This is a genomic window from Actinomycetospora corticicola (assembly GCF_013409505.1).
In the GTDB taxonomy this organism is placed as follows: domain Bacteria; phylum Actinomycetota; class Actinomycetes; order Mycobacteriales; family Pseudonocardiaceae; genus Actinomycetospora; species Actinomycetospora corticicola.
Genome location: NZ_JACCBN010000001.1, coordinates 5,421,594 through 5,447,726, shown reverse-complemented (window position 1 = coordinate 5,447,726; position 26,133 = coordinate 5,421,594). Strand labels below are relative to the sequence as shown.

The window sequence follows — 26,133 nt, the reverse complement described above, 5'->3', positions numbered from 1 at the left end:
CCCGCCGTGACCGTCCGCCCGATCGTCGTGACCGGCGAACCCGTGCTGCACGCCCCGACGACCCCGTTCACCGACGACGAGTTCGGCTCCGACGCCCTGCGCACCCTCGTCGAGGACCTCTTCGAGACCATGGACGCCGCCCACGGCGTGGGCCTGGCCGCGAACCAGATCGGCGTCGGCCGGCGGGTGTTCGTCTTCGACTGCCCGGACCCGGAGCTCGAGGGCGAGCGGCGCCGCGGCGTGGTGGTCAACCCGGTCCTGGAGACCGACGAGATCCCCGAGACCATGCCCGACGAGGACGACGACGCCGAGGGCTGCCTGTCCGTGCCCGGGGAGAACTTCCCGACCGGCCGGGCCGAGTGGGCCCGCGTGACCGGGCGGGACGTCGACGGCGGACCCGTGACCGTCGAGGGCCGCGGTTTCTTCGCGCGCTGCCTGCAGCACGAGACCGACCATCTCGACGGGTTCGTCTACACCGACCGGCTCATCGGGCGGAACAAGCGCGCCGCCAAGCGGACGATCCGCGCCCACGGGTGGGGCGTCCCCGGCCACTCGTGGATGCCGGGCGTGGACCCGGACCCGTTCGGCCACTGACCCACCCCCTCGTGGCAGCGAAGCGTCGTTGCTGTCATCCAGTGACAGCGACGACGCATTGCCGGCACCGGGAGGTGCGTCCGCCCACGACGAACACGGCGGTCGCACGTACTGCAACGGTGTAAGCACGAGGACGTGGACGAGCTCGACTCCTACTCCCGCACCGTCGTCACGGTCGCCGAGACCCTCGGACCGGCCGTGGCCGCCCTCGCCGTCGGCGACCCGGAACGCCCGAGCGGCGCCGGGAGCGCCGTCGTGATCGACGACCCCGCCGGCGCCGGCACGGTGCTGGTCACCAACGCCCACGTCGTGGACCGGGCGCGGGGTGGCCGGGCCACGTTCGCCGACGGCAGCCACGCCGACGTCCGGGTCCTGGGTGCCGACCCGCTGTCCGACCTCGCTGTGCTGGCCGCCCACCCCGACGCCACGACCCCGCGGCCGGTCACCCTCGGCGACGCGAGCGGGCTGCGGGTCGGGCAGCTCGTGGTGGCGGTCGGCAACCCGTTCGGGCTGGCCGGCAGCGTCACCGCCGGGGTCGTCAGCGGGCTGGGGCGCAGCCTGCCGACGAAGGACGGCCGCGTCGTGGAGGACGTGATCCAGACCGACGCCGCCCTCAACCCCGGCAACTCCGGCGGGGCGCTGGCCGACGCGCACGGGCACGTCGTCGGGATCAACACCGCCGTGGCGGGCGTCGGGCTGGGCCTCGCGGTGCCGTGGAACTCGACGACGCGGGCGATCGTCGCGAGCCTGCGCCGCGACGGTCGGGTGCGCCGCGGCTACCTCGGCGTGGTCGGCGCCCCGGCCCCGCTGCCGGTCGACGTCGCGCTGCGGCTCGGACGGCGCCAGGGTCTGCGGGTGGCCGAGGTGGTCCGGGAGAGTCCGGCGGCGCGCGCCGGACTGAAGGCCGGCGACCTCATCGTCGACGCCGACCGCGAGCCGGTCAGCCAGGCCCGGGACCTGCAGCGGCGCCTCTTCGCCGACGCCATCGGCCGCACCCTGCCGGTCACGGTGCTGCGGGGCGACGCGATGGTCGACGTCCTCGCGGTGCCGGCGGAGCTCACCGGCTGAGTGATCATCGGTCCCTCAGCGGGCGCGCGGAGCACCCGCGCGCCCGCCGAGGGACCGGTGATCATGAGGTGCGCCGGATCCCTTGCCCACGTCCGGATCGGCGTGGCACCGTCGACGGCGGACGTCCACAACTGCACACGCGGGAGCTCGCACCAGGAGCGGGCTGAGAGGGCGGCTGGATCCCCGGGGATCCGGCGCCGCCGACCGCAGGAACCTGACCGGGTAATGCCGGCGTAGGGAGTCATGAGCACCGCACCGCAGCACGTCACCACCGGCCCGATCGACGGGTCCCGGAAGATCTACGACGAGGACGGTGTGCCCACGAGGCGCATCGAGCTGACCGACGGCACCCATCTCGACGTGTACGACACCTCGGGGCCGTACACCGACGGGACCGCGACCATCGACCTCGAGGCGGGCCTGCCCCGTCGTCGGGAAGGACACGCGCAGACCCAGCTGGAGCGCGCGAGGAACGGCGAGACCACCCCGGAGATGGCGTTCGTCGCCGTCCGCGAGGGGGTGCCGGAGGAGCTGGTCCGCACCGAGGTCGCCGCCGGCCGCGCGGTGATCCCGGCGAACCACCGCCACCCCGAGTCCGAGCCGATGGTCATCGGCAAGGCGTTCGCGGTGAAGATCAACGCGAACATCGGCAACTCGGCGGTCACCAGCGGGATCGCCGAGGAGGTCGAGAAGATGGTGTGGGCGACCCGGTGGGGCGCGGACACCGTCATGGACCTCTCCACCGGCGCCGACATCCACGAGACGCGGGAGTGGATCCTGCGGAACTCGCCGGTGCCGATCGGGACCGTGCCGATCTACCAGGCGCTGGAGAAGGTGCGCGACCCCGAGCAGCTCACCTGGGAGGTCTACCGCGACACGGTGATCGAGCAGTGCGAGCAGGGCGTGGACTACATGACCGTCCACGCCGGGGTGCTGCTGCGGCACGTCCCGCTGGCCGCGCGCCGCATGACCGGCATCGTCAGCCGCGGCGGCTCGATCATGGCCGCCTGGTGCCTGGCGCACCACCGCGAGTCGTTCCTCTACGAGCACTTCTCCGAGCTCTGCGACATCCTGCGCCGCTACGACGTGACGTTCTCCCTCGGCGACGGCCTGCGGCCCGGATCGATCGCCGACGCCAACGACGAGGCCCAGCTCGCCGAGCTGCGGACCCTCGGCGAGCTCACGCACATCGCCCGGGCGAAGGGCGTGCAGGTGATGATCGAGGGCCCCGGCCACGTCCCGATGCACAAGATCGCGGAGAACGTGCGGCTCGAGGAGGAGTGGTGCGGTGAGGCGCCGTTCTACACCCTCGGCCCGCTCGCGACGGACATCGCGCCGGGGTACGACCACATCACCTCGGCGATCGGTGCCGCGCAGATCGCGCAGGCCGGGACGGCGATGCTCTGCTACGTGACGCCCAAGGAGCACCTCGGGCTGCCGGACCGCGACGACGTGAAGGTCGGCGTGATCACCTACAAGATCGCCGCGCACGCCGCCGACCTCGCGAAGGGCCACCCCCGGGCCCAGGAGCGGGACGACGCGCTGTCGAAGGCCCGCTTCGAGTTCCGCTGGCACGACCAGTTCCGGCTCGCCCTCGACCCGGACACTGCGCGGAGCTTCCACGACGAGACGCTGCCCGCCGAGCCGGCCAAGACCGCGCACTTCTGCTCGATGTGCGGGCCGAAGTTCTGCTCGATGCGCATCAGCCACGAGATCCGCGACCAGGTGGAGGCCGGCATGGCGGACAAGGCGGCGGAGTTCGCCGCGGGCGGCCACCGCGTCTACCTGCCGGTGGCCGGTTCATGACGCCGGGTCCGCGCACCTCGAGCCCACCGGTCGCGCTCTCGATCGCCGGCACCGACTCCGGCGGCGGCGCCGGCATGACGGCGGACGTGCGCGCGTTCGCCGCGTGCGGCGTCCACGGGGCCGTCGCCGTCACGGCGGTGACGGTGCAGAACTCGCTCGGGGTGAGCGGGTTCCACCCGATCCCGCCGGACGTCGTCGCCGACCAGATCCGCACGGTCGCCGGGGACATGGGCGTGGACGCGGCGAAGACCGGGATGCTCGCGACCGCCGAGATCATCGCGGCGATCGCGGCGGTGTGCGACGAGGTCGGGATCGGCTCGGGCCGCATCCCGTTCGTGGTCGACCCGGTCGCGGCGTCGATGCACGGGTCGTCGCTGCTGGCCGACGACGCGCTCGACGCGGTCCGCACGCAGTTGCTCCCCCGCGCCACGCTGGTGACGCCGAACCTCGACGAGATCGCGCTGCTCGTGGACGTGAAGGTCGTCGACGACGCCTCGGCGAGGGAGGCCGCGCGGGCACTGCACGCCCTCGGGGCGCACGCGGTGCTCGTGAAGGGCGGGCACCTGGAGGCGACCTCGGGCCGTCGTCAGGACGAGTGCGTGGACCTGTTGTCGCTGGCCACGGGCGAGGAGCACGAGTTCCGCTCGCCGCGCCTGGACCGGCCGCACACCCACGGCGGGGGCGACTCGCTGGCGTCGTCGATCACGGCCGGCCTCGCGCGCGGGATGTCGCTGGTCGACGCCGTGGCGCTGGGCAAGCGCTACATCACCCGGGCGGTCGAGGACTCCTACCCGCTCGGCGCCGGGCACGGTCCGGTGTCGAGTCTGTGGGCTGCGCCCATGTGAGCAGTCAGGGTCGCCATGACGACCATTTCTGCTCACCTGGCCGTAGGCCACACTGCGAGCATGGCCGAGACCCCGCCCCGCGCGCTGACGATCGGCGGCTCCGACTCCGGCGGCGCCGCCGGGATCGAGGCCGACCTGCGGGCGATGACCGCGTGCGGGGTGCACGGCTGCGTGGCGATGACGGCCGTGACCGTGCAGAACTCGCTGGGCGTCTCCGGCGTGCACCTCGTGCCGCCGGAGACGGTCGCGGCGCAGGTCCGGGCGGTGGTGACCGACATCGGCGTCGGGGCCGCCAAGACGGGGATGCTCGCGACGGCGGGGATCATCACCGCCGTCGCCGAGGTGATCGACGAGGTCGGGATCGGCCGGGAGACCACACCGTTCGTCCTCGACCCGGTCGCCGCCTCGATGTACGGCGAGCCGCTGCTGGCCGACGACGCCATGGAGGCGATCCGCACCCTGCTGTTCCCCCGCGCGGCGCTGGCGACCCCGAACCTCGACGAGATCCGCCTCCTCGCCGGGGTCACCGTGACCGACCGGGACACCGCCCGGAAGGCCGCGGACGCCCTGCACGACCTCGGCGCGCGGTGGGCGCTGGTCAAGGGCGGGCACCTGCACGGGTCGCCGGAGGTGGTCGACCTGCTCTCCGACGGCACCGACACCTGGGAGTTCACCGGCCCGCGCATCGACACCCCGCACGTGCACGGCGCCGGCGACGCCCTCGCCAGTGCGACCTGCGCCGGCCTGGCGCGCGGGCTCGCGATGCCCGACGCCGTCGCCTACGCCGAGCGCTACATCCGGCGGGCCGTCGCGGCGTCGTACCCGTTGGGCGCCGGGACCGGGCCGGTCTCGCCGCTGTGGGCGATCGCGGAGTGGGACTCCGTCCCTCGTGAGCACTGAGTGGGGCTATAGGCCCCTTTAGTGCTCACATGCGAAGCTCACCGCCGTGCTCGAGGTCCGGCTGCTCGGGACGCTGACCGCGTCGCTCGACGGACGCCCCGTCGACCTCGGCAGCGCGCAGCGGCGGGCTCTGGTGGCACGGCTGGCGGTCGCCGAGGGCGAGGTCGTGCCGGTCGACCGGCTCGTCGACGACCTCTGGGCCGGCGAACCCCCGCCCCGCGCCCTCGCCGGTCTGCAGGCCCACGTCAGCCACCTCCGCCGCGCGCTCGAGCCGGACCGCGCGCCCCGCACCCCCGCGACGGTGCTGGTCAGCGCCGCGGGCGGCTACGCCCTGCACGCCGAGCTGGACGTGACCCGGGTCCGGGAACGGCGCCGCACGGGCACGCTCGAGGACCTCCGCGCGGCGCTCGCGACGTTCACCGGGCCCCCGCTGGCCGAGTTCGCCGACACGCTGTGGGCCCCGCCCGAGCTCGAGCGCCTCGCCGAGCTGCGCCGATCCGTCGTCGAGAGCCTCGCCGCACTCGAGCCCGACCCGGTCGACGTCGTCGACCTCCTGTCCCCCTACGTCCGCGACGAACCGTTGCGCGAGGAACCGGCCCGGCTGCTCGCCCGCGCGCTCTACCGGGCCGGGCGTCAGGCCGACGCCCTCGCCGCGCTCGCGGACCTCCGGCACCGGCTCGCCGACGAGCTCGGCCTCGACCCCTCCCCCACGACCGCCGCGCTCGAGGCGTCGATCCTGTGCCACGACGTCGACGGCGGTGGCAGCGATGCGTCGTCGCTGTCACCGGACGACAGCGACGACGCTCCGCTGCCACGGGACGAGATCCTTCCCGACGACGGGAGTGGCCTCCTCGGGCGCGAGCGCGAGACCGCACGGCTGCTCGCCGTCGCCGACGCGGTCGCCGGCGGGCCGGGACAGCTCGCCGTCGTGACGGGCGAGGCCGGCGCGGGGAAGTCGGTGCTGGCCGAGCACCTGGCCGACACGCTCGCCGCCCGTGGCTGGCGGACCGTCCGCGGCCGCTGCCCGGAGGTCGACGGGGCGCCGCCCGCGTGGGCGTGGACCGAGGTCGTCGAGGGCCTCGGGCAGGGCGCCCCCACCGGGACCACCTTCCACGTCGGCCGGGCCCTGCTCGCCGTGGTCACGCGGGCGCCCCGTCCCCTGCTCGTCGTGCTCGACGACGTGCACCGCGGCGACGAGGAGACCTGGCGGCTGCTGCGGGTGGTGGCTGCGGCCCGGGTGCCGGGCGTGCTCATCGTGGTCACGGCCCGGCCCGACGAGGTCCCCGACGAGCTCGTCGCGACCCTCGCCGCCCTCACCGCCGTCGTCGCCGAGCGCGTCGAGCTGGCGGGCCTCGCCCCGGAGGCGGTCGCCGCCCTCGTGGCCGCCGAGCACCTCGCGATCGACGACGACACGGCCCGGCGCATCGCCGCCCGCACCGGCGGCAACCCGCTGTTCGTCCGCGAGGTCGCGCGCCTCGCCCGCACGGTCGGGCTCGAGGCGGCGGGGCGCACCGTCCCGTCCGGGGTCCGCGACGTCCTGTCCCGCCGCGCCGCCCAGCTCCCCGCCCCGACCCAGACCGCCCTGCGCCGGGCCGCGGTGCTCGGGCGGGACGTCGACGTGTCGGTACTGGTCGCGCTCGAGGGCGACGACGAGGACCGGGTGCTCGCGGCGTGCGAGGCGGGCGTGGTCACCGGGCTGCTCGTCGAGTCCGGCCCCGACGCCGTCCGCTTCACCCACGACCTCGTCCGCGAGACGCTCTACGACGAGCTCCCCCGCCTGCGGCGCACGCGCGTGCACGCGGAGGTGCTGACGGTGCTGGAGTCGCTGCGGCCCGACGACCACGCCGCGCTCGCCCGCCACGCCCTCGCCGCCGGTCCGGTCGCGGGCCTCGACCGGGTCCTCGACCACGTCGAGCGGGCCGCCGCCGAGGCCCGCCGCGACCGGGTGCCGCGCACCGCGGCCGACCTCCTCGCGGGCGCGCTCGACCTCGTCGAGGAGCCGGGTCGTCGGCTGCGCCTGCGCTGCGCGCTCGCCTCCGCGTACTCCCACACCGGAGCCGGGGCGCCCGCGCTGCGGGAGCGGGCGACGGCCCTCGTCGAGGCCGGGCGACTGGGCGACGACGGGGCCCTGCTGGCCGCCGCGACCTGCGTCGACGGACCGGTCACCTTCGCCCTCGCGGAGAACGGCGCGTTGGACCGGCCGCTGATCGCGGCGGTCGGTCGCCTGCTCGACGGGGACCTCCCCGCCGCCGACCGCGCCCGCCTGCTGGCCGTCCGCGCCTTCGCCTGGCACCCGCGGGAACCGGAACGGGCGGAGGCCGACGCCGTGGCCGCCCTGGAGGTCCTGCCGGACGACCCGGCCCTGCGGTGCGTCGTGCTCAACGCCCGGTTCTGGTCGCTGCTGCGGCCCGACCTGTGGCACCGGCTCGACGACCTCGGCGTCGACCTGCTCGCCGCCGCGGAGCGCGCCGGCTCGCACGGCCACCGGGCGGTCGGGCACCACGCCCGGTTCCTGCACGCCTGCTACCGCGAGGACTTCGCGGCGGCCCGCGCCCACGCGGACACCGCGCTCGCCGAGGCCGCCGACGGGCAGCTCGCCGCCGTCCTCGGCTGGACCTCGATCTTCCGCGGGATGATGGCGACGATCGAGGGTCGTTACGACGAGGCCGAACGGCTCTACGTCGGGTTCGGCGAGGCCATGGAGGCGCAGGGCATGGCCAACGCCTCGGCCCTGACCCTGGCCGGGCTCATCGGCGTCCGCCACGCCCAGGGTCGGCTGGCCGACCTGGTGGACCCGCTGGCCACCGAGTACGCCCGACGCGGCGACGTGGTCTCCGAGCCCTACGCGGCGGCGCTGGTCGCGGCCGGGCGCACCGACGACGCACGCCGGGTGTGGCGCCCCGACCAGCCGATCCGCCGCGACTGGTGGTGGGTCTACTGGACGGTGCTGCGCCTCGAGATCGCGCAGGCCCTCGGCGACGCGGACGTCGCCGGGACCTGCCGTCGGGACCTCGCCCCCTGGGAGGGACACCTGGCCGGCGCGATGAGCGGGACGGCCACGTTGGTGCTCCGCGTGTGAGCAGAAAGTGGCGCTATAGCCCCACTTTCTGCTCACCTGGCCGCAGGCCACAACACCGCCGACTCCCGCCGGAACCGCGGCAGCAGCAGCTTCATCACGAGCAGCAGCGGCTTCGGGGCGGAGGCCGTCATCGTCGCGAACTCCGCGTCCGAGGTGTTCTCGACGATGCGCGGCAGGGCGTAGCGGATGCCGGCACCACCGCGCTGCGCGGCCTTCTCGACGACCTGCCACTCCGCGAGCGGGACGTGGGCCCGGATGATCGGGAACAGGTCGCGCTCCTCCTCACCGATGTGCTCGTCGAGCAGGTCGGCGAGGTGGGTGAGGCGCTCGGCGAGCACGTCGACACGGCCCCCGGAGGCGGCGACCGCGAATCCCGCGCGGATGTCGTCGAGCACCGGGTCGAGGGCGGCGTGGTCGTCGGACAGCGGCGCGAGGTCGACCTCGGCGCCCGCGTACCGCTCCAGCACCGGCCAGAGCACGTCGTCCTCGGTGGCGTGGTGGTGGTGGATGTCGAGGCAGAGGCCCTCGATCCAGGCCCCGAACACGCGCCGTCGGCGCCCGACGAGCGGGTCGGAACCGTCGGCCCACGCCGCGGCGAGACCCGCGAGACGACGGGCGTCCCGACGCATGATGCGGTGCGCGACCCGGATGCCCAGCAGGTCGGTGTCGGAGGTGAGGACGGGGGTGGCGGTGGTGGTCATGGCGGACTCCTCGGTGACTGCGGGTCGACGACTGGCTGATGACGACGAGGTTGGCTGAGCCGACTTGGTGACGACTTGGCGGCGGACTTGGCGTCGCCGGTGACTCAGCGGTCGCCGAACAGCGCGCGCTCGTCCCGGGCGCGCCGGCGGCGGGCGCTCCAGCCCTCCCGACGACGGGTCACCTCGCCCGCCGGGTGGGCGGGGCCGGAGGCGGCCGCGGCGGACAGGGCGCCGAGGAGCTCACCGAGGCGGGCCAGCCGTCCGAAGTCCGCCGGGGTCGCCAGCGCGAGCGGGCGGGACTCGAGGGCGTGCACGGCGAGGCCGGCGGCGGTGCGCAGGTCGTCGACGAGCCGGTCCTGGCCGGTCAGCCGGGGTGCGGCGTCGTCGCAGAGCCGCCGGAGCCCGGCGCCGAGCAGGTCGGGGCGGCGCAGCGTCACCGTGCCGTGCAGGAGGCCGCGGACCAGCCCGCCGAGCCGGTCCGCGTCGTCGTGCAGCGTCCGGGGCGCCGTCGTGTCGACCTGCTGATGTCGGGTGTCAGCGGTGGCACACGGCTGCCCCGTGGGCGGCCTCCCGCCCGGCCGGCGTCGGACGTCAGCGGTGGGCCACGGCTGCCGCGCCAGCCGGCCGACCGGAGCCGGGACCCGTCGTCGGGAAGGAACGAGTGTGGTCACGGCGCCGACGGTCGCCGGGCCCAGTTGTCAATGACTTGTGGGCTCCGCCCACGTGAGCACCAACGGCCGCTATCACGACCCTTTCTGCTCACCTGGCGGAGCCACGATGAGCCGCGGCACCGCCCGTCCCGCCGCCCACTCCTCGATGTCCTCCACGGCGTCCGCGTACATCGCGGTGTACGTCTCGCCGGTGACGTAGCCCAGGTGCGGGGTGAGCACGGTGTTCGGGGCCGAGCGCCAGGGCGAGTCGACCGGCAGCGGCTCCACCCCGTAGACGTCGAGTCCCGCGCCGCCGATCCGTCCCTCGGTCACCGCCTCGAGCAGCGCGTCCTCGTCGACGATCGGGCCGCGAGAGGTGTTCACCAGCACCGCGTTCGCCGTCATGAGGTCCAGCTCGGCCCGCCCGACGAGGCCACGGCTGCCCTCCGAGAGCTTCATGTGGATCGTGACCACGTCCGCCGTCGAGAAGAGCTCCTCCTTCGAGACCGGTTCGACGCCGACCGAGCGCGCGTCCTCGGGGTCGAGGTGGCGGCTCCAGGCGACGACGTCCATGCCGAACGCCTGCCCGACCGCGGCCACCGGCTTCCCGATCCCGCCCAGCCCGACGATGCCCAGGCGACGTCCGGCCAGGTCCCGCCCGAGCGTCCGCTGCCACCCGCCGGCCCGGACCCGGGCGTCCTCCTCCGGGACGTGCCGGACGACGGCGAGGATGAGCGCCCAGGCCATCTCGACGGTCGAGGCGTTGCCGTCGACCCCGCCCGTGCCGGCGACGGTGATCCCGCGTGCGGCCGCGGCGTCCATGTCGATCGCGGCGTTGGCCGGACCCGTCGTCACGAGCAGACGCAGGTTCGGCAGCCGCTCGAGGACGTCGGCCGGGAACGCCGTCCGCTCGCGCATGGCGACCAGGACGTCGAAGGGCTCGAGCGCCGCGACGACGTCGTCCGGGCCGCCGAGGTGGTGGTCGAACGCCGTGATCTCGGCGTCGGACAGGCGGTCCCACTCGGCCATGGACCGGGCGAGACGCTGGTAGTCGTCGAGCAGCGCGACCTTCATGGTCGCGTATGCCCGGGCCGGGGAGGGCACACACCGGGACGTGACCTCGTTCCCGCCGCCGCGGCGCACCCTGTTGTTCTACGCCGAGCGCCCCCGACGACGGATGCTGCAGGTCCTCGCGGACATCGCGGTCCTGGTCTGGGCCGCGCTGGTCGTGTCGGCCGCGATCGCCCTGCACGACCTCGTGCTCACCCTCCAGGCCCCCGGCCGCGGGCTGTCCGACGCGGGCGAGCGGGTGCGCGGGGCGTTCAGCGGGGCGGCCGAGGCCGCGGGCGGCGTGCCCTTCGTGGGCGACCGGCTCGCCGGCGCGTTCTCCCCCGGCACCGACGCCGGCACGTCCCTCGTCGATGCGGGCCGCGCGCAGGTCGAGGCGGTGGCGGCGATCGCGACGGGACTCGCGTGGCTCGTCGTCGTGGTGGCGGCGTTCCCGGTGGTGACGACCTGGTTCTGGTTGCGGCTGCGGTGGGTGCTCCGGGCCCGGCACGCCGTCGCGGCGCGCGCCCTGGACGTCGACCTCCTCGCGCTGCGGGCGCTCACCCGCGGCTCGCCGGGGCGGATCCGCCGCGCGGCGGGACCGGGCGGCGACGCGGCGGGGGCCTGGCGGCGCGGGGAGCTGCCGGTGCTGATCCGGCTGGCCGACGTCGAGCTCGCGCGGATGGGGCTGCGGGGTGCGACCTCGGTGACGTCCGGCCCTCCCCGGGAGCCGTGACGAGACCTGCGACACGGCACCCTCACCCGAGCGACACGCCGGAACGTCCTACCCTGCACCCCGACGTCCAGGTCGGACCGGTCCGTACGGGAAGGTAGGGGGCGTGGTGACCGTGAGCAGGACGGGGACCGCGCTCACCCGCGGCCTGGACGCGGTGCGCTCCCGGGCGACCGGATTCGTCGCCCGGCAGTACCTCGCCTGGCGCTCCCGTCGCGGGCTGGACCCGATGTCGCTGATCCCCGACTACGCGCTCATGCCGCTGCGTCGGGACGGTCTCGACCCGGTGCCGGAGCTGCGCGAGGCCCGCGAGGACCACCCGGTCCGGGACTTCCCGCTGCCCTTCGGGGTCAAGGCGTGGCTGGTCACCGGGCACGAGGAGGCCCGCGAGGTCCTCGGCCGGACGCACGGCTTCTCCACCGACTTCGGGCACCTGGTCGGGCGCGCGGGCATCGGCGGCAGCCAGAACCCGGGCGGCCTGGGCTTCAAGGATCCCCCGGAGCACACCCGGCTGCGCCGTCTGCTGACGCCGGAGTTCACGGGACGACGGCTCTCCCGGCTCGGCCCGCGGATCACCGGCATCGTCGACGACCGCCTCGACGTGATGGCCGCGATGGCCGCCCGCGGCGAGGAGGTGGACCTGGTCCGCGACTTCGCGACCCCGATCCCCGCGCTCACCATCTGTGAACTCCTGGGCATCCCCTACGACGAGCGGGACGAGTTCCAGGCCCTGTCGACGGCCCGGTTCGACCTGCTGTCCGGCGCCACCGCCGTCTTCGACAAGATCTCCGAGTCGCTGGTCTACCTGCGCGGCGTCGTCGAGCGGCAGCGCGCCGAGCCCGGCGAGGGCCTGCTCGGGATGCTGATCCGCGAGCACGGCGACGAGCTCGACACCGATGAACTCGCCGAGCTCGCCGACGGCCTCCTCACCGGCGGGCTGGAGACCTCCGCGTCGATGCTCGCGCTGGGCTCGGTGATCGTGCTGCGGGATCCGGAGGTCGCGCGCATGGTGCGCGACGAGCCCGACTCCGTGCACGGGTTCGTCGAGGAGCTGCTGCGCTACCTGACGGTGGTGCAGCTCGCGTTCCCGCGGTTCGCGACCGAGGACATGACGATCGGCGGGGTCGACATCGCGGTGGGCGACGGCGTCCTCGTCTCGCTCTCGGGCGCCGACCGCGACCCGCGCCTCACGCCGGACCCCGAGATCTTCGACCCGCGCCGCCCGCCGTCCCCCCACCTGGCCTTCGGGCACGGCATCCACCGCTGTATCGGCGCCGAGCTCGCCCGCATGGAGCTGCGCACCGCCTACCCGGCCCTGCTGCGCCGCTTTCCCGAGCTCCGGATGGCCGTCGACGAGCGGACCCTCCCGCTGCGCGGCACCTCGATGGTCTACGGCGTCGACGCGTTGCCGGTGACGCTCTAGCCCTGGTGGCAGCGAAGCGTCGTTGCCGTCGTCCAGCGGCAGGAACGCCACATCGTCACTAGGCTCGCCGCCCGTGAGCACCCGCCAGGTCAGCCGCGACATCGTCATCGACGCCTCGCCGTCGGAGGTCTTCGACCTCCTCGCCGACCCGCGGCGCCACGGTGAGTTCGACGGCTCCGGCACCGTCCGCTCCGCCATCAAGGGTCCCGACCGGCTCTCCCTCGGCTCGTCGTTCGGGATGAGCATGAAGCTCGGCGTCCCCTACACGATCAACAACACGGTGGTGGAGTTCGAGCAGGACCGGCGCATCGCCTGGCGTCACCTCGGCCACCACCGCTGGCGTTACGAGCTCACCCCCGTCGACGGCGGCACCCAGGTGACCGAGACCTTCGACTGGTCGGACTCCCGCGCGCCCGCCGTCCTGGAGCTGCTGCGCTACCCGGCGACCAACACGCGCGCGATCGAGAAGACGCTGCCCCGCCTCAAGGCCGTCGTGGAAGGGCGTTCCTGACGATGCCCTTCGCGCCGCTGGGAGCGCTCGACCTGTACCACGAGGAGCACGGCTCCGGCGGCGTCCCGCTGCTGCTGGTGCCCGGCGGGCACCACACGATCGACCTCACGTTCTCCTCGGTGCTGGCTCCGCTCTCGTCCCGACGCCGGGTGGTGGCGGTCGAGCAGCAGGGTCACGGCCGCACGGCCGACGTCGACCGCACCCCGACGCTCGACGCGCTCGCCGGCGACCTGCTCGGGCTGCTCGACCACCTCGGCCTCGAGCAGGTCGACGTGTGCGGCTTCTCCCTCGGCGCGCTCACGGGGCTGCTGCTCGCGATCCGGCACCCGGAGCGGGTTCGACGGCTCGTGTTCGCGTCCGGGTTCGTCCGCGCCGGCGGCTACCACCCCGACATCACCGACCCCGACCGCTGGGCCACCTCCACCCGCATGCCCACCGAGGAGGACTTCGCGGCGATGCGGCGCGAGCACGAGCGGCTGGCGCCCGACGGGGCCGCGGACCTCGACGACGTCATGGCGAAGCTCGGACCCGTCGTCATGACCTCCGCCGGATGGACCGACGAGGAGCTGCGCCGGGTCACGGCGCCGACGCTGGTGATGATCGGCGACCACGACTTCGTCACCGTCTCCCACGCCGAGCTCACACGTGACCTGCTGCCGGACGCGACGCTGGCGGTGGTGCCCCGGTCGACGCACACCCGGCTCATGCACCGCACGGAGATCGTGCTGCCGCTCATCGAGGACCATCTGGCGGGCTGACCTCTCACCCCACGTGGCAGCGAAGCGTCGTTGCTGTCACCGGGTGACAGCAACGACGCTTTCCCGTCACTGGTCGGGAGCCGGCGACGACGCGTGCGCCCAGTACCGGCGCGGGATGCGACCGGCCCCGCGGGCCAGGCGGCCCGACTCGACGGCCAGCTTCATCGCGGTCGCCATCGCCTCGGGGTCGGAGGCCCGCGTGACGGCGGTGGCCAGCAGCACGGCGTCGCAGCCCAGCTCCATGGCCTGCGCCGCCTCGGAGGCGGTCCCGATCCCGGCGTCGAGCACGACCGGCACCGCCGCGGCCGCCACGATCATCTCGATGTTGTGCGGGTTGCGGATGCCCAGTCCCGTGCCGATCGGCGAGCCCAGCGGCATCACCGCGGCACACCCGGCGTCGGCGAGCTTCTGCGCCAGCACCGGGTCGTCGTTGGTGTAGGGCAGCACGGTGAACCCGTCGTCGACCAGCTGCTCGGCGGCGTCGAGGAGCTCGATCGGGTCGGGCAGGAGCGTGCGGTCGTCGGCGATCACCTCGAGCTTGACGAGGTCGGTCTCCAGCGCCTCGCGGGCGAGCCGCGCCGTGAGCACGGCCTCGGCCGCGGTGTGGCAGCCCGCCGTGTTCGGCAGCGCCTCGATGCCCAGCCGCTCGAGCAGCGCCAGCACCCCCGGCCCGCCGCCGGCGTCGAGCCGCCGCATCGCGACCGTCGTCAGCGCCGTCCCCGAGGCCACCAACGACCGCTCCAGCACGGCCAGGTTGGCCGCGCCGCCGGTACCCATGATCAGCCGCGAGCCGAACTTCCGTCCGGCGATCACGAGATCGTCCACATCAGCCTCCCTGCACCGCGGTGAGCACCTCGACGACGCTGCCGTCGCGCAGCGCCGTCGACCGCCACTGCGCGCGCGGCACCACCTCGCCGGACACCGCGACCGCGACCCCGCGCTCCGGCACCCCGCGCGCGGCGAGCACGTCGGCCAGCGTCGAGCCCGGCCCGATCTCCGTCACGTCCCCGTTGACCAGCACGTTCACGTCGTCACCTCCACGAGGTCCCGGATGTCGTCCGGCACCGGACGACCGGCGAGCAGCGCCGCCATCACGTCCGCCGTCAGGGCGGTCAGCAGGATGCCGTTGCGCCCGTGGCCGAAGCAGGCGACCAGCCCGTCCGGTCCGCCCGATACCGGCCCGAACACCGGCAGGTTGTCCGCGGTCCCCGGACGGAACGACGCGGCCGACTCCTCCAGCGCGTAGTCGCCGATCCCGGGCAGCACGCGCTCGGCGTCGGCCAGCAGGTCGCGCACGCCTGCGACGGTCACGTCCGGGTCGAACCCGACCTCGTACTGCGTCGCGCCCAGCACCAGCCGGTCGTCGTCGCGCGGCACGGCGTAGACCGCGCGCCCCGACACGGCTGCCCGCACCGTGCGCCGCGGCGGCGGGAGCGATCCGGCCCGCGCGCGCAGCCGCAGGATCTCGCCCTTCACCGGCCGCACCAGGTCGGCCAGGGCCGGGTGCAGCGTCGCCGACCACGCCCCGGCCGCCACCACGACCCGGTCCGCCGCGAGCGTCCCCGACGCCAGCTCCACGCCGCCGTCGACCACCGCGTGCACGGTCTCCGCGCGCTCGCACACCCCCGCGTTCCGCGCGGCCTCGCGCAGGGCGGCGAGCAGCATCCGGTTGTCGACGGCGAGGTCGTCCGGCACGGCGATCCCCGCCCGCACCGCGGGCCCCAGGGCGGGTTCCCGACGACGGATCTCGCGGCCGGTCAGGCGCTCGGCGTCGCGTCCCCACGCGCGCAGGTGGGCGACGATACGGTCGAGGTCCTCCCGGTCGGCGGTGTCGACCACGACGGCGAGCGTGCCCTCGGTGCGCAGCCCGACCCGGCGTCGGGAAGCCTGCTCGACCTCCGCGGCAAAGGCGGGCCAGCGGGCGAGCGAGGCGGCGCCGAGCTCCAGCACCTCGCGCTCGCCGGGCCACGCCTCCGTGATCGGCGCGAGCATGCCGCCGGCGACCCAGGACGCTCCGGAGCCGGACGCCGGGTCGACGAGGACGACCTCCGCCGCGGCGTGGTCGCGGGCGGCGACCCAGGCCGCCGTCGTGCCGACGACCCCGGCCCCGACGACGACGATGCGCTCCACTGCTGATCCCTCCCTGCGCCGGCATGACCCGGATCAGGTTCGACGGTCGGGACCGGGACGGTCCCCTCTCAGCCCGGCACGTCCAGGCTCCCGCGGTTCACCGGCCAGCCTACGCGCTAGCGTCGGGCCCCGATGGACACGCGCGCACGGCTGGCGGACGCCCGGCTCTACCTCTGCACCGACTCCCGCGCGGTTCGCGGCGACCTCGCGGCCTTCGCCGACGCGGCGCTGCGCGGCGGGGTCGACGTCATCCAGCTCCGCGAGAAGGGCCTCGAGGCGCGCGACGAACTGGCCGCCCTCGAGGTGCTGCGCGACGCCGCCCGCCGGCACGGCGCGCTGTTCGCGGTCAACGACCGCGCCGACGTGGCGCTGGCCGCCGGCGCCGACGTGCTGCACCTCGGGCAGGACGACCTGCCGGTCTCCTGGGCGCGGCGGATCGTCGGCGACGAGGTGGTCGTCGGCCGGTCCACCCACGACGTCGAGCAGGCCCGGGCCGGCGCCGACGAGCCCGGCGTCGACTACTTCTGCACCGGCCCGTGCTGGCCGACCCCCACCAAGCCCGGCCGCCCCGCGCCGGGCCTGGACCTCGTGCGCGACACCGCCGCGAGCGGCACCGACCGCCCGTGGTTCGCCATCGGCGGCATCGACCACGACCGGCTGCCCGAGGTCCTCGACGCCGGGGCGAGGCGGGTCGTCGTGGTCCGGGCGATCACCGAGGCGGACGACCCGGAGGCGGCGGCCCGCTCGTTGGCGGACGCGCTGCGGACCTAGTCGGCCCCGGAACGAACGAACGGCACCCTCGCAGCGTCCATGTGCGCGAGAGTGCCGGTCGTTCAGGAGGCGGGCTGAGCCGGACGGCCTAGTTGCCCGTCGAGCCGCCCTGGTCGTTGAAGCGCGGGACCAGGCTCGACAGCGGGTTCTGCTGCTGGGGCTGCGAGGTGGTCGTCGACGGGGCCCGGGTGGTGGTGGAGCGCTCCGCCCCGTCCCGGCCCGACCCCTGGTCCGAGGACGTCGTGGTCGTGGCGTCCGTGTCGCTCGGCTCCTCCGTCGAGGAGGTCTCCGACGTCGGGGGCGCCTCGGTGTTCTGCCCGAAGATCGCGCCGACCGAGGTCCCGGACGTCCCGCCGGAGAGCGGGTGTCCGGTGGCCGACTCGACCGCGAAGCTCGCCAGCAGGCCGATCGCGAAGACGCTGGCCGCGACGCCGCCGAGGGTCACCCAGGTCTTCCAGCCGAACCGGCGGTACCAGGGCGTGGCGTCGGCGACGGCCGGGGCGAGCGCGGTGGGGTCGTCCCCGCCCGGGCCGTGCGCGAGGTGCGCCGTCGGCAGGCCGGCGGACGGCGGGAACGGGCCCCCCATCGGCATCTGCCGGGTCGGGCCCGCGAGCGGACGACCGTCCGGTCCGAGCGGCGGCACGACCTGCGTGGGGTTCCCGCCGCCCGGCGTGCGCGCGTTCGGGATGCGGTGGGTGGGGTCGACGGGCTCGCCGTTCGGGCGCCCGTTCGCGTCGAGGCGGGTCGCCACGGTCCGGCCGCCCGCGCGCAGCTGCTGCGGGCCGACGGGGACCACCGTGCCGTTGGGGAGGCGGCGCGTGGGCACACCGGACGGCACCGGGGCGCCGTACGGGGGCGACATCGGGGGCATCGGGCGCCCACCGGGGCCGACCGCGCCGGCGACACCGGGCACACCCGGGCGCGGCGGCGGGTCGGGACGCGCGCCGTTCGGCCGACCGGCCTGCGGGCCGGCGGCCTGGCCGGTGGCCCGGGCCACCGCGGTGGCCACCTTCGTCCCCGCCACCTGGTTCACCACGAGCCGCGACTTCACCGCGTCGCGCGTGCGCTCCAGGGACTTCTGGTACAGCGCCGACCCGACGGTCGAGATCACCGACGCGGCCGCCGCCCCACCGATCGTGCCGATCACACCGAGGAAGGAGCCCAGGATCGCGGCGGTCGCCGCGGCGAGGGCCCCCGCCATGATCTGCGGCAGGGTCAGTCCGGTCGCGGAGGCCTTCGTCTCGGTCTCCGGCTCGGCGGTCGTGGTTCTCGAGGTCGCGTCGGGCATGGCTCCCAGGGCTCGCGGTACGTCGGGGGCGTAGGGCTGGATGACCCCTTCCAGGTTCACCCACGTCGCAGGACGCGACCCACGATGCCAGCGTGGTCATGGGGTGAGAACCTTCACCCCGTCGCCCCACGCCCTCCGCGAGCGGGTCAACCGACTGGGCCGGACGGGCCTGCAGCGATCCCGCGTCGGCGGGGCGTCAGAATCGCAGCATGTCCTGGAGCACCTTCGTCGCCGTGGGCGACAGCTTCACCGAGGGCGTCGGCGACCTCGACCCGATCACCGGCACCGAACGCGGCTGGGCCGACCGGGTCGCCGAGCACCTCGCGCGGCAGGAACCCGGCCTGCGCTACGCGAACCTCGCCGTGCGCGGCCAGCTGCTCGAGCAGATCGTCCGCGAGCAGGTCGACCCCGCGATCGCCATGTCCCCCGACCTCGTCAGCATCTGCGCGGCGGGCAACGACCTGTTGCGCCCCACCGCCCGGCCCGCCGACCTCGCCGAGCGCCTCGACGGCGCCGTCGGCCGGCTCGTCGGGTCCGGTGCGGACGTGCTCGTGTTCACCGGGTTCGACACCCGCTCGACCCCGGTCGTCGACCTGGTCGGGCGGCGCCTCGCCACGATGAACGAGCACATCCGCGAGATCGCGGCCCGGCGGGGCGCGAAGCTCGTCGACCTCTGGACGATGGACACGCTCGCCGACCCCCGCGCCCGCGCCGAGGACCGGCTGCACCTCAACGCCGAGGGGCACCGGCGCGTCGCCGTCCGGGTCTGCGAGGTGCTCGGGGTGCCGACCGGCCAGGACTGGCGCGACCCGTGGCCGCCGCTCGCGCCGACGCCGTGGGTCCGCCGTCGCGAGGAGGACATCCGCTGGGTCCGCGGGCACCTCGTGCCGTGGGTGGGCCGACGGCTGCAGGGCCGCTCCACCGGGGACGGGCGGCCGCCGAAGCGTCCGGAACCCTCACCCGTCCACTGAGCCGCGCGGCCCCCTGTCGGCGTGCTCGCTGCTCTGTCGGGAGATCACGGGATGCCGCGGCCCGGGATGCCCGGCCGGCAGCGCGGAGCGGACCAGCGGCCAGGACCCGAGCACGCAGACCAGCACCAGCGGCCACGTGAGGGCGAACTGCGCGACGCCCAGGGCGACCGTCGCCCCGGCGGCCCAGAGCGGCAGGAACACGACGAGGCGCAGTGCGTACTGGCCGGCCCAGAGCCAGCTGGCGCGGGAGTAGCCGCGGACGAGGTCGGGGTCGCCACGCCACGCCCTCGGCCTGCCCAGCGCCGCCCCGACGACGAGCCCGAGCAGCGGCCAGCGCACCGCGATCGACACGAGCCACGCGGCGAGCGACCCGGCGTTGGCCACGATCCGCGGCAGGAAGAAGTCCTCGGCGCGGCCGGTGTAGAGGGCGATCAGGGTGGCGCCGACCGCGAGGAGCAGCCCGACGGCCGCCGCCCTGGGACGCTCCCCGCCGCGCCAGCGCACCACGGCGACGACGAGCGCGACCAGCACCGACGCGAGCCCGCCGAGCAGGATCGGCTCCCACCAGCCCAGCGCGGAGGCGCCCAGCCAGACGACCACGAAGGCCGCCGACGGGAGCACCGCGTCGACGACCCCCCGCCCGGACGCGGCGAGGATCTCCCGGAGCGGGTCGTCCCGGCGGCGCAGCACGCCACCCAGCTTAGGGCTGCCTCAGTCCCGCAGGACCCCGGCGCCCATCGACCGGAACTCCGGTGACGGGGTGGACGGCGAGGAGACGTCCACGAGCAGGCCGTTCGGGTCGGTGAGGAGCATCCGGCGGCGCCCGTAGAACTGGTCGCGCGGCGGGGCGACCACCGGGATCTGCTGGCGGCGGGCCTCGACGTGCAGGGCGTCCACGTCGTCGACGACGAAGGTCAGGACGATGCCCGCCGGGTCGGCGCGGTAGGGCGGCGGCACCATCTCGTGCCCGACGGCCCAGATCCCGAGTTCACAGGCCGCCCCGTCGTCGTCCTCGGCGGTGCGCAGCGCGACGTAGAAGTCGCTGTCGAACGCGACCTCGAAGTCGAGCAGTCGCACGTAGAAGTCGCGGGTCTCGGGCAGGCGGTCCGAGAGGATCGTCGGGAACGCGCGGCGCAGCGCCATCGGCAGCCCTCCTGGCGGGGTCGGTCCCGACCATCATGGGTGATCGGGCCGATCAGGCGGTGTCCGCCCCCACCGAGCCGAGCGCGTCGATCACCGTCGAGCCCACCGTGACGCGGATGACCGCCCAGCACGCCTCGGTCAGCTGCGCCCCGAGCGCCTCCACCGACGCGCCGTGCGGCTCGTCGAGCCAGTGCGCGGCGGCCGCGTCCACCATCCCGACGAGGCCGTAGGCCAGCGGGTGGGCCACCGCGGGCTCGGTCTCGGCGCCGAGCGAGCCGTCGATCAGCATCTGCGCGACGTGCGCGGAGACGACGCTGCGCACGTTCGTGCTGGCCGACTCCACCGAGTCGCCGCTGGAGGGCAGCGAGTTGCGCTTGAGGTAGAGGTAGACGTTCGCGTGCTCGGAGAGCCAGCGCAGGTGCGCCGCGAGCGCGCGCTCGAGCATCTCCCGGGGCCGGCCGGAGGGCCGCCACACCGGTTCGAGCTCGGCGACCAGCCGCTCGACCGACCGGGCCGCGATCGCGGCCTGCAGATCGTCCTTGCCGTCGAAGTGCCGGTACAGGCCGGGGCGGGACACGCCCGCCTGGCCGGCGATCTGCTCGGTGGTCACGTCGGGTCCGTGTTCCTCGATCGCGACCACCGCGGCGTCGACCAGCTCGAGGCGCCGCGCCTCCCGATGCCCCGCCCAGCGTCGTGTCCTGCCATCCATGGTCACTCCAGCCTGACCCCGACTCGCGAGTAACGACAACTATGCGGAACATCGTGTACGGGGTACAGTCCGTCACCATGACGATCCTGGACCGGGACGCCACCGCGACCCGCCTGCTGACCGCCAGCGCCCGGCACACCCTCGACCCGACCATCGAGGTGGACTGGGACGCTCCGGTCGACCCGCAGGGCTGGGCCGTGCCCCCCGAGCGCGTGTCGCTGTACGGCACTCCGCTGTGGGACTCCCTCGACGCCGACCAGCAGCGCACGCTGGCCCGCCACGAGGCCGCGAGCCTGCTCTCGGTGGGCCTGTGGTTCGAGGTGATCCTCATGCAGATGCTGGTGCGCCACGCCTACGACCTCGACCTCCGCCGCCCGCACTCCCAGTACGCGCTCACCGAGGTCGGTGACGAGACCCGCCACTCGGTGATGTTCGCCCGCGCCGTCGACGCGCTGGGCTGCCCCGACTACCGCCCGCACGGCCTGCTGCACCGCCTCGGCGGCGTCTACGGGCACATCGGGTCCGGCGCCTCGATGTTCGCGTCGGTGCTGGTCGCCGAGGAGGCCACCGACCGGCTGCAGCGCGAGTCGATGCACGACGAGCGCATCCTGCCGCTGATGCGCGCGGTCGCCCGGGTGCACGTCGTCGAGGAGGCGCGGCACGTCCGCTTCGCCCGCGAGGAGCTCGCCCGGATCGTCCCGACCCTCTCGCGCGCCGAGCTCGAGCGGGAGCGCTGGACCACCGCCCTCGTGTCCAGCGAGGTCGTCAACTCGCTGTGGCAGGCGCGGGTCTACCGCAGCGTCGGCCTCTCCGGGCGCGTCGGCCGGAACGCCGCCACGGCCAACCCGGAGCACCGGGCGACCAAGCGGTTCATGACGGAGAAGGTGCTCGGCTTCCTCGGTGAGGTCGGGATGATCGGCGGCCCGTCGGAGCGCATCTGGAAGCGGGCCGGGCTGCTCTGATCGGCCCAACCCCGGCATGAACGAGCGGCACGTTCGCAGCATCCATGTGCGCGAAAGTGCCGCTCGTTCGTACAGGGGTCGAGCTCAGTACGGCTTGCCGCCCAGGATCGCCACGCGCTCGGCGATCCGGGTGTGCGAGCCGTAGTCGCCCACCGCGTAGTGCTGGGTGGAGCGGTTGTCCCAGAACGCCACGGTGCCCTCGGTCCACCGGTAGCGGACCTGGTACTCCGGGGTGTGCGCCTGGGCGAACAGGTGGCGCAGCAGGGCGTCGGACTCCGCCTGCTCCATCCCCACGATGCGCGTGGTGAAGGCGCCGTTGACGAACAGCGTGCGCCGCCCGGTCTCCGGGTGGATCCGGACGACGGGGTGCGTCACCGGCGGGAACGTCTCCTCGAGCTTGCGGAGCTTGTCGGCGTCGAGGAAGCGCGCGAACCCGGGCACCATGTCGTGCACCGCGACCGCGTCGTCGATCCGCGCCCGCACCTCGCCTGCGAGGTTGTCGTACGCGGCGGCCATGTCGGCCCACATCGTGTCCCCGCCGAACGGCGGCGTGGTGATCATCCGCAGGACCGCCCCCATGGCGGGCGCGCGGCGGAACGACGTGTCGACGTGCCAGATGTTCTCGTAGGTCTGCGGGCCGTCGCCGCCCTTGGCGAAGCGCACGACGCTCGGGTCCTCGCCCGCCTCGAGCAGCGGGTTGGTCTCCAGCTCGCCCCACTGCCGGGCGAACGCCCGCTGCTGCGCCGACGAGATGTGCTGGTCGGGGAAGAACAGCACCTTCCAGTCGAGCAGGGCCCGGTTGAGCTCGAGTCGCAGCCCGAAGTCGATCGGCTGCCCGAGGTCGACGCCGGTGACCTCGGCGCCGAGCGCCGTCCCGACCGGGGTGAGCGTGAAGCCCGCGTAGTCCCGACACCGCTCCGGCCCGTCGCCGGGCAGGCGCACGAGTCGCCGGCCCTCGAGGAGGTCGATGGCGGGGGTGGCACGGGGGCGGCCCGTGCCCACCTCACCGGTGGGGTCACCGGAATCGAGGAGGGTCGTCACGTCCACCGATCTTGGGACCTCCGGCCCTGGTGCACAACCGATCGGCGTGTGGCACTCGCCGGTGGGCGTCCGACATACGCCCCGAACCCGGACGATACGTGAACGACACGTGAAGACGATCTTCTGAACCGGACCCGGGGGACGAGCGACGCGAGGAGACCGACCGGTGACCGACCTGCAGGAGGCCCCCACGACGACGGGCTCGACGTCCCGACCCCGCGCCCTGGTGGTCGGTCCCCGCGCGCAGGCCCGGGGCGGCATCGGGAGCGTCCAGCACGTCCTGGAGCGCTACCTGCCCACCCACGCCGAGCTCGCCGTCGTGACGACCCACTCCGACGGGCCCGACCGGCTGGGCACGATGCTGCGCGGCACGCTCGCCGCCGCCCGGCGGATCCGGCGGGACCGACCCGACGTCGTGCACCTGCACGTCTCGCAGCGGGCGTCGGTGCTGCGCAAGGGGCTGCTCGGCGCCGTCGCCCGCCACAGCGGCACGCGCGTGGTGATGCACCTGCACGGCTCGCAGTTCCTCGACTGGTTCGACGCGCTCCCCCGGCCCGCCCGCGCCGTCGTCCGCGCCCTCCTGCGGCCGCACCGCCTCGTCGTCCTCTCCGAGTCCCTGCGCGCCCCCTACCGCGAGCGGCTGGGCGTGCCGGCGGAGCGTGTCGTCGCGCTGCCGAACCCGGTGGAATGGCCGGCCGCGGTCGAGGGTCCGGACGCCGGGCCGGTGCTGGCGCTGTTCCTCGGCCGCTTCGGGGCGCGCAAGGGCGTCTACGACCTCGTCAACGCCTGCGCGCGCCTGACGCCCGCGCAGCGGGCCCGGTTGCGGCTCGTCGCGGCCGGCGACGGCGAGGTCGACCAGGTCCGGGAGGCGGTCGCGACGGCGGGCGTGGGCGACGTCGTCGAGGTCGCGGGCTGGCTCGACCGCGCCGAGCGCGACGACCTGCTGCGCCGCGCCCAGCTGCTGGTGCTGCCCAGCTCGCACGAGGGCCTGCCGATGGCGGTGCTGGAGGCGATGGCGTCGGGACTCACGCCGGTGGTGACGCCGGTCGGGGCGCTCCCCGAGCTGGTGCACGACGGCGTCAACGGCGCGCTCGTGCCGGTCGGCGACCCGGCCGCGCTCGCCCGCACGCTCGGCGAACTGGTGGACGACGACGAGCTCCGGGCCGCCCTGGGCGCCCGGGCCCGCGCCGACGCGGAGGCCTACGCGGCGCCGCGGTGGGCGGAACGGCTGGCGGAGGTGTGGGCTTCGCCCAGGTGAGCACTAAGTGGGCCTATAACCCCACTTAGTGCTCACCTGCGGAGCACAAAGAAGTACGGAGCCGCGTCCCGCAGGTCCATGCAGCCCAGCAGCGTCGACGCGTCGACCCGGTGGAACACGTCGTTGATCGGGCGCGCGTCGTAGATCATCGTCGCGCTGGAGACGCCGCGGTACTCGGTCATCCGGAGCCGCGCGGTGTACTTCGACGTGCCCATCACCGGGCGCCCGAGGGTGATCACCTTGTGCAGCCACGGCTTCCGCGCGCCCGACGGGAGCGGCAGGTTCATCGGCACGAGCGCGGGGTCGACGGCGAACACGTCGCTGCGGTCGGCGTTCCAGAACAGCAGCGGGTGGACCTCGTCTGCCGAGTCGAAGCGCTTGCCCGCCCACCCGGTCGCGGCGAGAAGGCCGTCCATGGGGTGGCCGGTCGGGAACTCCGAACCCCACCACTGCCCGATCATCTCGTCGACCGACACCGGGTCGAGCGAGTCGAACAGCGCGAGCGCCTCGTCGGTGGTGACGGGGGTGCGGGCGAGCAGGGTCGTGAAGTCCTCGACGGCCGTCATGAGAAACAGTCTGCCGTGACCGTCAAGGCGATCGGACCGGCAGGCGCACCGACCGCGCGATGAGGTCGTCGAGCGTGCCGACGAGCGTGTGGGAGGTCCGCCCGACCAGCCCCTCGAGCAGGTAGCGCAGGCGGCACAGGTGCGGGAACGGGTCCCGGCGCACCCGCGCGAACGGCGCGACCGCGAGAGCCTCGGCGTGCTCGATCAGCGCCTCCAGGGCGGCGCCGCGCAGTCCCTCGTCGACGAGGGTGTCGATCTGGACCAACGCGGTGCGGGCGACCATACGAATCCGGGTCGCGTCGGACATGACACTCACGTCGAGTGACTTTAGAACTACTCACCGTGAACATCACGGGCGTTCACTCGATCAGGCCGGCGTGTGCACCGCGAGGAAGTTCGCGATCGACTCCCGCGCCGCCTCGGTGTACTCGGCCGCCTTCCACCGCTCGACCAGGGTGGCGTTCGGCGCCACATCCGCGAGCATCGACGACGCCGACGCCGGGTGCGGCTCGTCGCCGCCCGCGAACACCAGCAACGGCACCTCGAAGGTGGCCACGGCCTCGTCGGGCACGCTGAACAGGACGTGGTCGGCGCCGTAGAGGTGATTGCGGAAGGAGCGCCAGTCGGACTCCGACGTCTCCGGGTGCTTCTCGCCCTGCTGCTCCGCGAAGTCGGCGAACGTCCCGTGGAAGAGCTCCCGGTTCCCGTCCAGCCCGATCGGCTGCAGCACCACCGCGGAGGCGACCCGCTCCGGCGCCCGCCGGATCAGGTTCGCGATGAACGACCCGCCGATGCACATCCCCACCAGGTGGCACCGCTCGATCCCGAGGTGGTCCAGGAGGGCGAGGTGGTCGTCGGTGTAGCTGTCCCACCCGTCGTCGGGACCGACCGGAGCCCACGACTCCCCCGCGTTCCGCTGGTCCATCAGCACCACACGGTGGTCGCCCGCGAGCGCGTCCGGCACGTCCCACGGCGCCGCCGACCACCACTCGATCGCCGACTGCAGCCCGCCCGGCGCGAACGCCAGCACCGGGAACCCCTCGCCGCGCTCCTCGTAGTGGATGCGGACGTCGCCGTTCTCCATGATCGCCATGCGCCAGGCCTTCCCGACGACGGGTCGGGGCAAGCGCCGCGGTGATCACTCGGGGCCGAGGTCGCGACCCCTCCGCGCCACTGACG

At 74.6% G+C, this 26,133-nt stretch carries 28 protein-coding genes and 1 riboswitch; of the genes, 14 read left to right on the top strand and 14 right to left on the bottom strand.

The genetic code is table 11. The annotated features are described in order from the left end of the window. The first annotated feature begins 6 nt into the window (after window positions 1-6). From BJ983_RS26555 to BJ983_RS26530, 6 genes are all read left to right on the top strand, one after another. Complete coding sequence (locus BJ983_RS26555; protein ID WP_179796568.1) at window positions 7-594, top strand: peptide deformylase; 588 nt, start codon at window positions 7-9, stop codon at window positions 592-594. A 135-nt stretch (window positions 595-729) separates the two neighbouring features. Then, window positions 730-1,662, top strand: coding sequence for a trypsin-like peptidase domain-containing protein (locus BJ983_RS26550; protein ID WP_179796567.1), 933 nt, complete (start codon window positions 730-732; stop codon window positions 1,660-1,662). Between the two features lie 243 nt (window positions 1,663-1,905). Beyond that, the gene (gene thiC, locus BJ983_RS26545; RefSeq protein WP_179796566.1) at window positions 1,906-3,468 is read left to right on the top strand and encodes a phosphomethylpyrimidine synthase ThiC; all 1,563 of its coding nucleotides are present in this window, start codon (window positions 1,906-1,908) and stop codon (window positions 3,466-3,468) included. After that, window positions 3,465-4,313: a bifunctional hydroxymethylpyrimidine kinase/phosphomethylpyrimidine kinase gene (thiD, locus tag BJ983_RS26540; protein ID WP_179796565.1), complete on the top strand. Its 849-nt coding sequence runs from the start codon at window positions 3,465-3,467 to the stop codon at window positions 4,311-4,313. Before thiC ends, thiD (BJ983_RS26540) begins: the two co-directional genes overlap by 4 nt. A gap of 60 nt (window positions 4,314-4,373) precedes the next feature. Beyond that, complete coding sequence (thiD, locus tag BJ983_RS26535) at window positions 4,374-5,213, top strand: bifunctional hydroxymethylpyrimidine kinase/phosphomethylpyrimidine kinase (RefSeq protein WP_179796564.1); 840 nt, start codon at window positions 4,374-4,376, stop codon at window positions 5,211-5,213. 46 nt (window positions 5,214-5,259) lie between these two features. Then, window positions 5,260-8,292, top strand: a complete 3,033-nt coding sequence (locus BJ983_RS26530) for a BTAD domain-containing putative transcriptional regulator (RefSeq protein WP_179796563.1) — start codon at window positions 5,260-5,262, stop codon at window positions 8,290-8,292. A gap of 32 nt (window positions 8,293-8,324) precedes the next feature. Here the strand turns inward: BJ983_RS26530 and BJ983_RS26525 are convergent, their stop codons facing one another. The 3 genes from BJ983_RS26525 to BJ983_RS26515 all read right to left on the bottom strand — a co-directional run bounded on the left by BJ983_RS26525 (window position 8,325) and on the right by BJ983_RS26515 (window position 10,717). Continuing rightward, window positions 8,325-8,993: a hemerythrin domain-containing protein gene (locus BJ983_RS26525; protein ID WP_179796562.1), complete on the bottom strand. Its 669-nt coding sequence runs from the start codon at window positions 8,991-8,993 to the stop codon at window positions 8,325-8,327. A 104-nt stretch (window positions 8,994-9,097) separates the two neighbouring features. Continuing rightward, window positions 9,098-9,664 (bottom strand): hypothetical protein, encoded by a 567-nt coding sequence (locus BJ983_RS26520; protein ID WP_179796561.1) that lies wholly within the window; start codon window positions 9,662-9,664, stop codon window positions 9,098-9,100. 72 nt (window positions 9,665-9,736) lie between these two features. Continuing rightward, window positions 9,737-10,717, bottom strand: coding sequence for a D-2-hydroxyacid dehydrogenase family protein (locus tag BJ983_RS26515; RefSeq protein WP_179796560.1), 981 nt, complete (start codon window positions 10,715-10,717; stop codon window positions 9,737-9,739). A gap of 40 nt (window positions 10,718-10,757) precedes the next feature. Between BJ983_RS26515 and BJ983_RS26510 the strand changes: the two genes are divergently transcribed. The 4 genes from BJ983_RS26510 (at window position 10,758) to BJ983_RS26495 (ending at window position 14,115) form a co-directional block, all read left to right on the top strand. Continuing rightward, the gene (locus BJ983_RS26510) at window positions 10,758-11,426 is read left to right on the top strand and encodes a hypothetical protein (protein WP_179796559.1); all 669 of its coding nucleotides are present in this window, start codon (window positions 10,758-10,760) and stop codon (window positions 11,424-11,426) included. A gap of 145 nt (window positions 11,427-11,571) precedes the next feature. Next, window positions 11,572-12,846: a cytochrome P450 gene (locus tag BJ983_RS26505; protein WP_179798277.1), complete on the top strand. Its 1,275-nt coding sequence runs from the start codon at window positions 11,572-11,574 to the stop codon at window positions 12,844-12,846. 73 nt (window positions 12,847-12,919) lie between these two features. Continuing rightward, window positions 12,920-13,357 (top strand): SRPBCC family protein, encoded by a 438-nt coding sequence (locus tag BJ983_RS26500; protein WP_179796558.1) that lies wholly within the window; start codon window positions 12,920-12,922, stop codon window positions 13,355-13,357. A 2-nt stretch (window positions 13,358-13,359) separates the two neighbouring features. Beyond that, window positions 13,360-14,115 (top strand): alpha/beta fold hydrolase, encoded by a 756-nt coding sequence (locus tag BJ983_RS26495; protein ID WP_179796557.1) that lies wholly within the window; start codon window positions 13,360-13,362, stop codon window positions 14,113-14,115. 66 nt (window positions 14,116-14,181) lie between these two features. Here BJ983_RS26495 and thiG read toward each other — a convergent pair whose 3' ends face one another. From thiG to thiO, 3 genes are all read right to left on the bottom strand, one after another. Further along, window positions 14,182-14,940, bottom strand: coding sequence for a thiazole synthase (gene thiG, locus BJ983_RS26490; RefSeq protein ID WP_179796556.1), 759 nt, complete (start codon window positions 14,938-14,940; stop codon window positions 14,182-14,184). Between the two features lies 1 nt (window position 14,941). Beyond that, on the bottom strand, window positions 14,942-15,142 hold the full coding sequence (gene thiS, locus BJ983_RS26485) for a sulfur carrier protein ThiS (protein ID WP_179796555.1): 201 nt from the start codon (window positions 15,140-15,142) through the stop codon (window positions 14,942-14,944). Continuing rightward, complete coding sequence (gene thiO / locus BJ983_RS26480) at window positions 15,139-16,245, bottom strand: glycine oxidase ThiO (RefSeq protein ID WP_179796554.1); 1,107 nt, start codon at window positions 16,243-16,245, stop codon at window positions 15,139-15,141. The genes thiS and thiO overlap by 4 nt, the downstream gene beginning before the upstream one ends. Next, a riboswitch (TPP riboswitch) is annotated at window positions 16,238-16,349 on the bottom strand. Its footprint overlaps the gene before it by 8 nt. A gap of 28 nt (window positions 16,350-16,377) precedes the next feature. Here thiO and thiE point away from each other — a divergent pair. Next, window positions 16,378-17,016 (top strand): thiamine phosphate synthase, encoded by a 639-nt coding sequence (gene thiE, locus BJ983_RS26475; RefSeq protein WP_179796553.1) that lies wholly within the window; start codon window positions 16,378-16,380, stop codon window positions 17,014-17,016. Between the two features lie 88 nt (window positions 17,017-17,104). Here the strand turns inward: thiE and BJ983_RS26470 are convergent, their stop codons facing one another. After that, a complete protein-coding gene (locus tag BJ983_RS26470; RefSeq protein WP_179796552.1) occupies window positions 17,105-18,304 on the bottom strand; it encodes a hypothetical protein in 1,200 nt (399 codons plus the stop codon). A gap of 209 nt (window positions 18,305-18,513) precedes the next feature. Here BJ983_RS26470 and BJ983_RS26465 point away from each other — a divergent pair, with 209 nt between their 5' ends. Next, window positions 18,514-19,275 (top strand): SGNH/GDSL hydrolase family protein, encoded by a 762-nt coding sequence (locus tag BJ983_RS26465; protein ID WP_179796551.1) that lies wholly within the window; start codon window positions 18,514-18,516, stop codon window positions 19,273-19,275. Here the strand turns inward: BJ983_RS26465 and BJ983_RS26460 are convergent. The 3 genes from BJ983_RS26460 to BJ983_RS26450 are packed head-to-tail and all read right to left on the bottom strand — an operon-like array spanning window position 19,261 to window position 21,127. After that, on the bottom strand, window positions 19,261-19,965 hold the full coding sequence (locus BJ983_RS26460) for a DUF3159 domain-containing protein (protein ID WP_179796550.1): 705 nt from the start codon (window positions 19,963-19,965) through the stop codon (window positions 19,261-19,263). The two genes, BJ983_RS26465 and BJ983_RS26460, sit on opposite strands and share 15 nt — an antisense overlap. A gap of 21 nt (window positions 19,966-19,986) precedes the next feature. Then, complete coding sequence (locus tag BJ983_RS26455; RefSeq protein WP_179796549.1) at window positions 19,987-20,418, bottom strand: VOC family protein; 432 nt, start codon at window positions 20,416-20,418, stop codon at window positions 19,987-19,989. 52 nt (window positions 20,419-20,470) lie between these two features. Next, window positions 20,471-21,127 carry a TetR/AcrR family transcriptional regulator gene (locus tag BJ983_RS26450; RefSeq protein ID WP_179796548.1) on the bottom strand — a complete coding sequence of 219 codons (657 nt, stop codon included), beginning with the start codon at window positions 21,125-21,127 and terminating at the stop codon, window positions 20,471-20,473. A gap of 77 nt (window positions 21,128-21,204) precedes the next feature. Between BJ983_RS26450 and BJ983_RS26445 the strand changes: the two genes are divergently transcribed. Beyond that, window positions 21,205-22,089 carry an AurF N-oxygenase family protein gene (locus BJ983_RS26445; RefSeq protein ID WP_246325659.1) on the top strand — a complete coding sequence of 295 codons (885 nt, stop codon included), beginning with the start codon at window positions 21,205-21,207 and terminating at the stop codon, window positions 22,087-22,089. A gap of 84 nt (window positions 22,090-22,173) precedes the next feature. Here the strand turns inward: BJ983_RS26445 and BJ983_RS26440 are convergent, their stop codons facing one another. Further along, the gene (locus BJ983_RS26440; protein WP_425484792.1) at window positions 22,174-23,136 is read right to left on the bottom strand and encodes a TauD/TfdA dioxygenase family protein; all 963 of its coding nucleotides are present in this window, start codon (window positions 23,134-23,136) and stop codon (window positions 22,174-22,176) included. Window positions 23,137-23,296: 160 nt separating this feature from the next. Between BJ983_RS26440 and BJ983_RS26435 the strand changes: the two genes are divergently transcribed. Then, a complete protein-coding gene (locus tag BJ983_RS26435; protein WP_179796546.1) occupies window positions 23,297-24,388 on the top strand; it encodes a glycosyltransferase in 1,092 nt (363 codons plus the stop codon). Between the two features lie 32 nt (window positions 24,389-24,420). Here the strand turns inward: BJ983_RS26435 and BJ983_RS26430 are convergent, their stop codons facing one another. The 3 genes from BJ983_RS26430 to BJ983_RS26420 are packed head-to-tail and all read right to left on the bottom strand — an operon-like array spanning window position 24,421 to window position 26,080. After that, window positions 24,421-24,954: a DUF4334 domain-containing protein gene (locus BJ983_RS26430; RefSeq protein ID WP_179796545.1), complete on the bottom strand. Its 534-nt coding sequence runs from the start codon at window positions 24,952-24,954 to the stop codon at window positions 24,421-24,423. A gap of 22 nt (window positions 24,955-24,976) precedes the next feature. Then, window positions 24,977-25,270: a hypothetical protein gene (locus BJ983_RS26425; protein ID WP_179796544.1), complete on the bottom strand. Its 294-nt coding sequence runs from the start codon at window positions 25,268-25,270 to the stop codon at window positions 24,977-24,979. A 51-nt stretch (window positions 25,271-25,321) separates the two neighbouring features. Then, window positions 25,322-26,080, bottom strand: a complete 759-nt coding sequence (locus tag BJ983_RS26420; protein ID WP_246325658.1) for an alpha/beta fold hydrolase — start codon at window positions 26,078-26,080, stop codon at window positions 25,322-25,324. Window positions 26,081-26,133 lie beyond the last annotated feature (53 nt).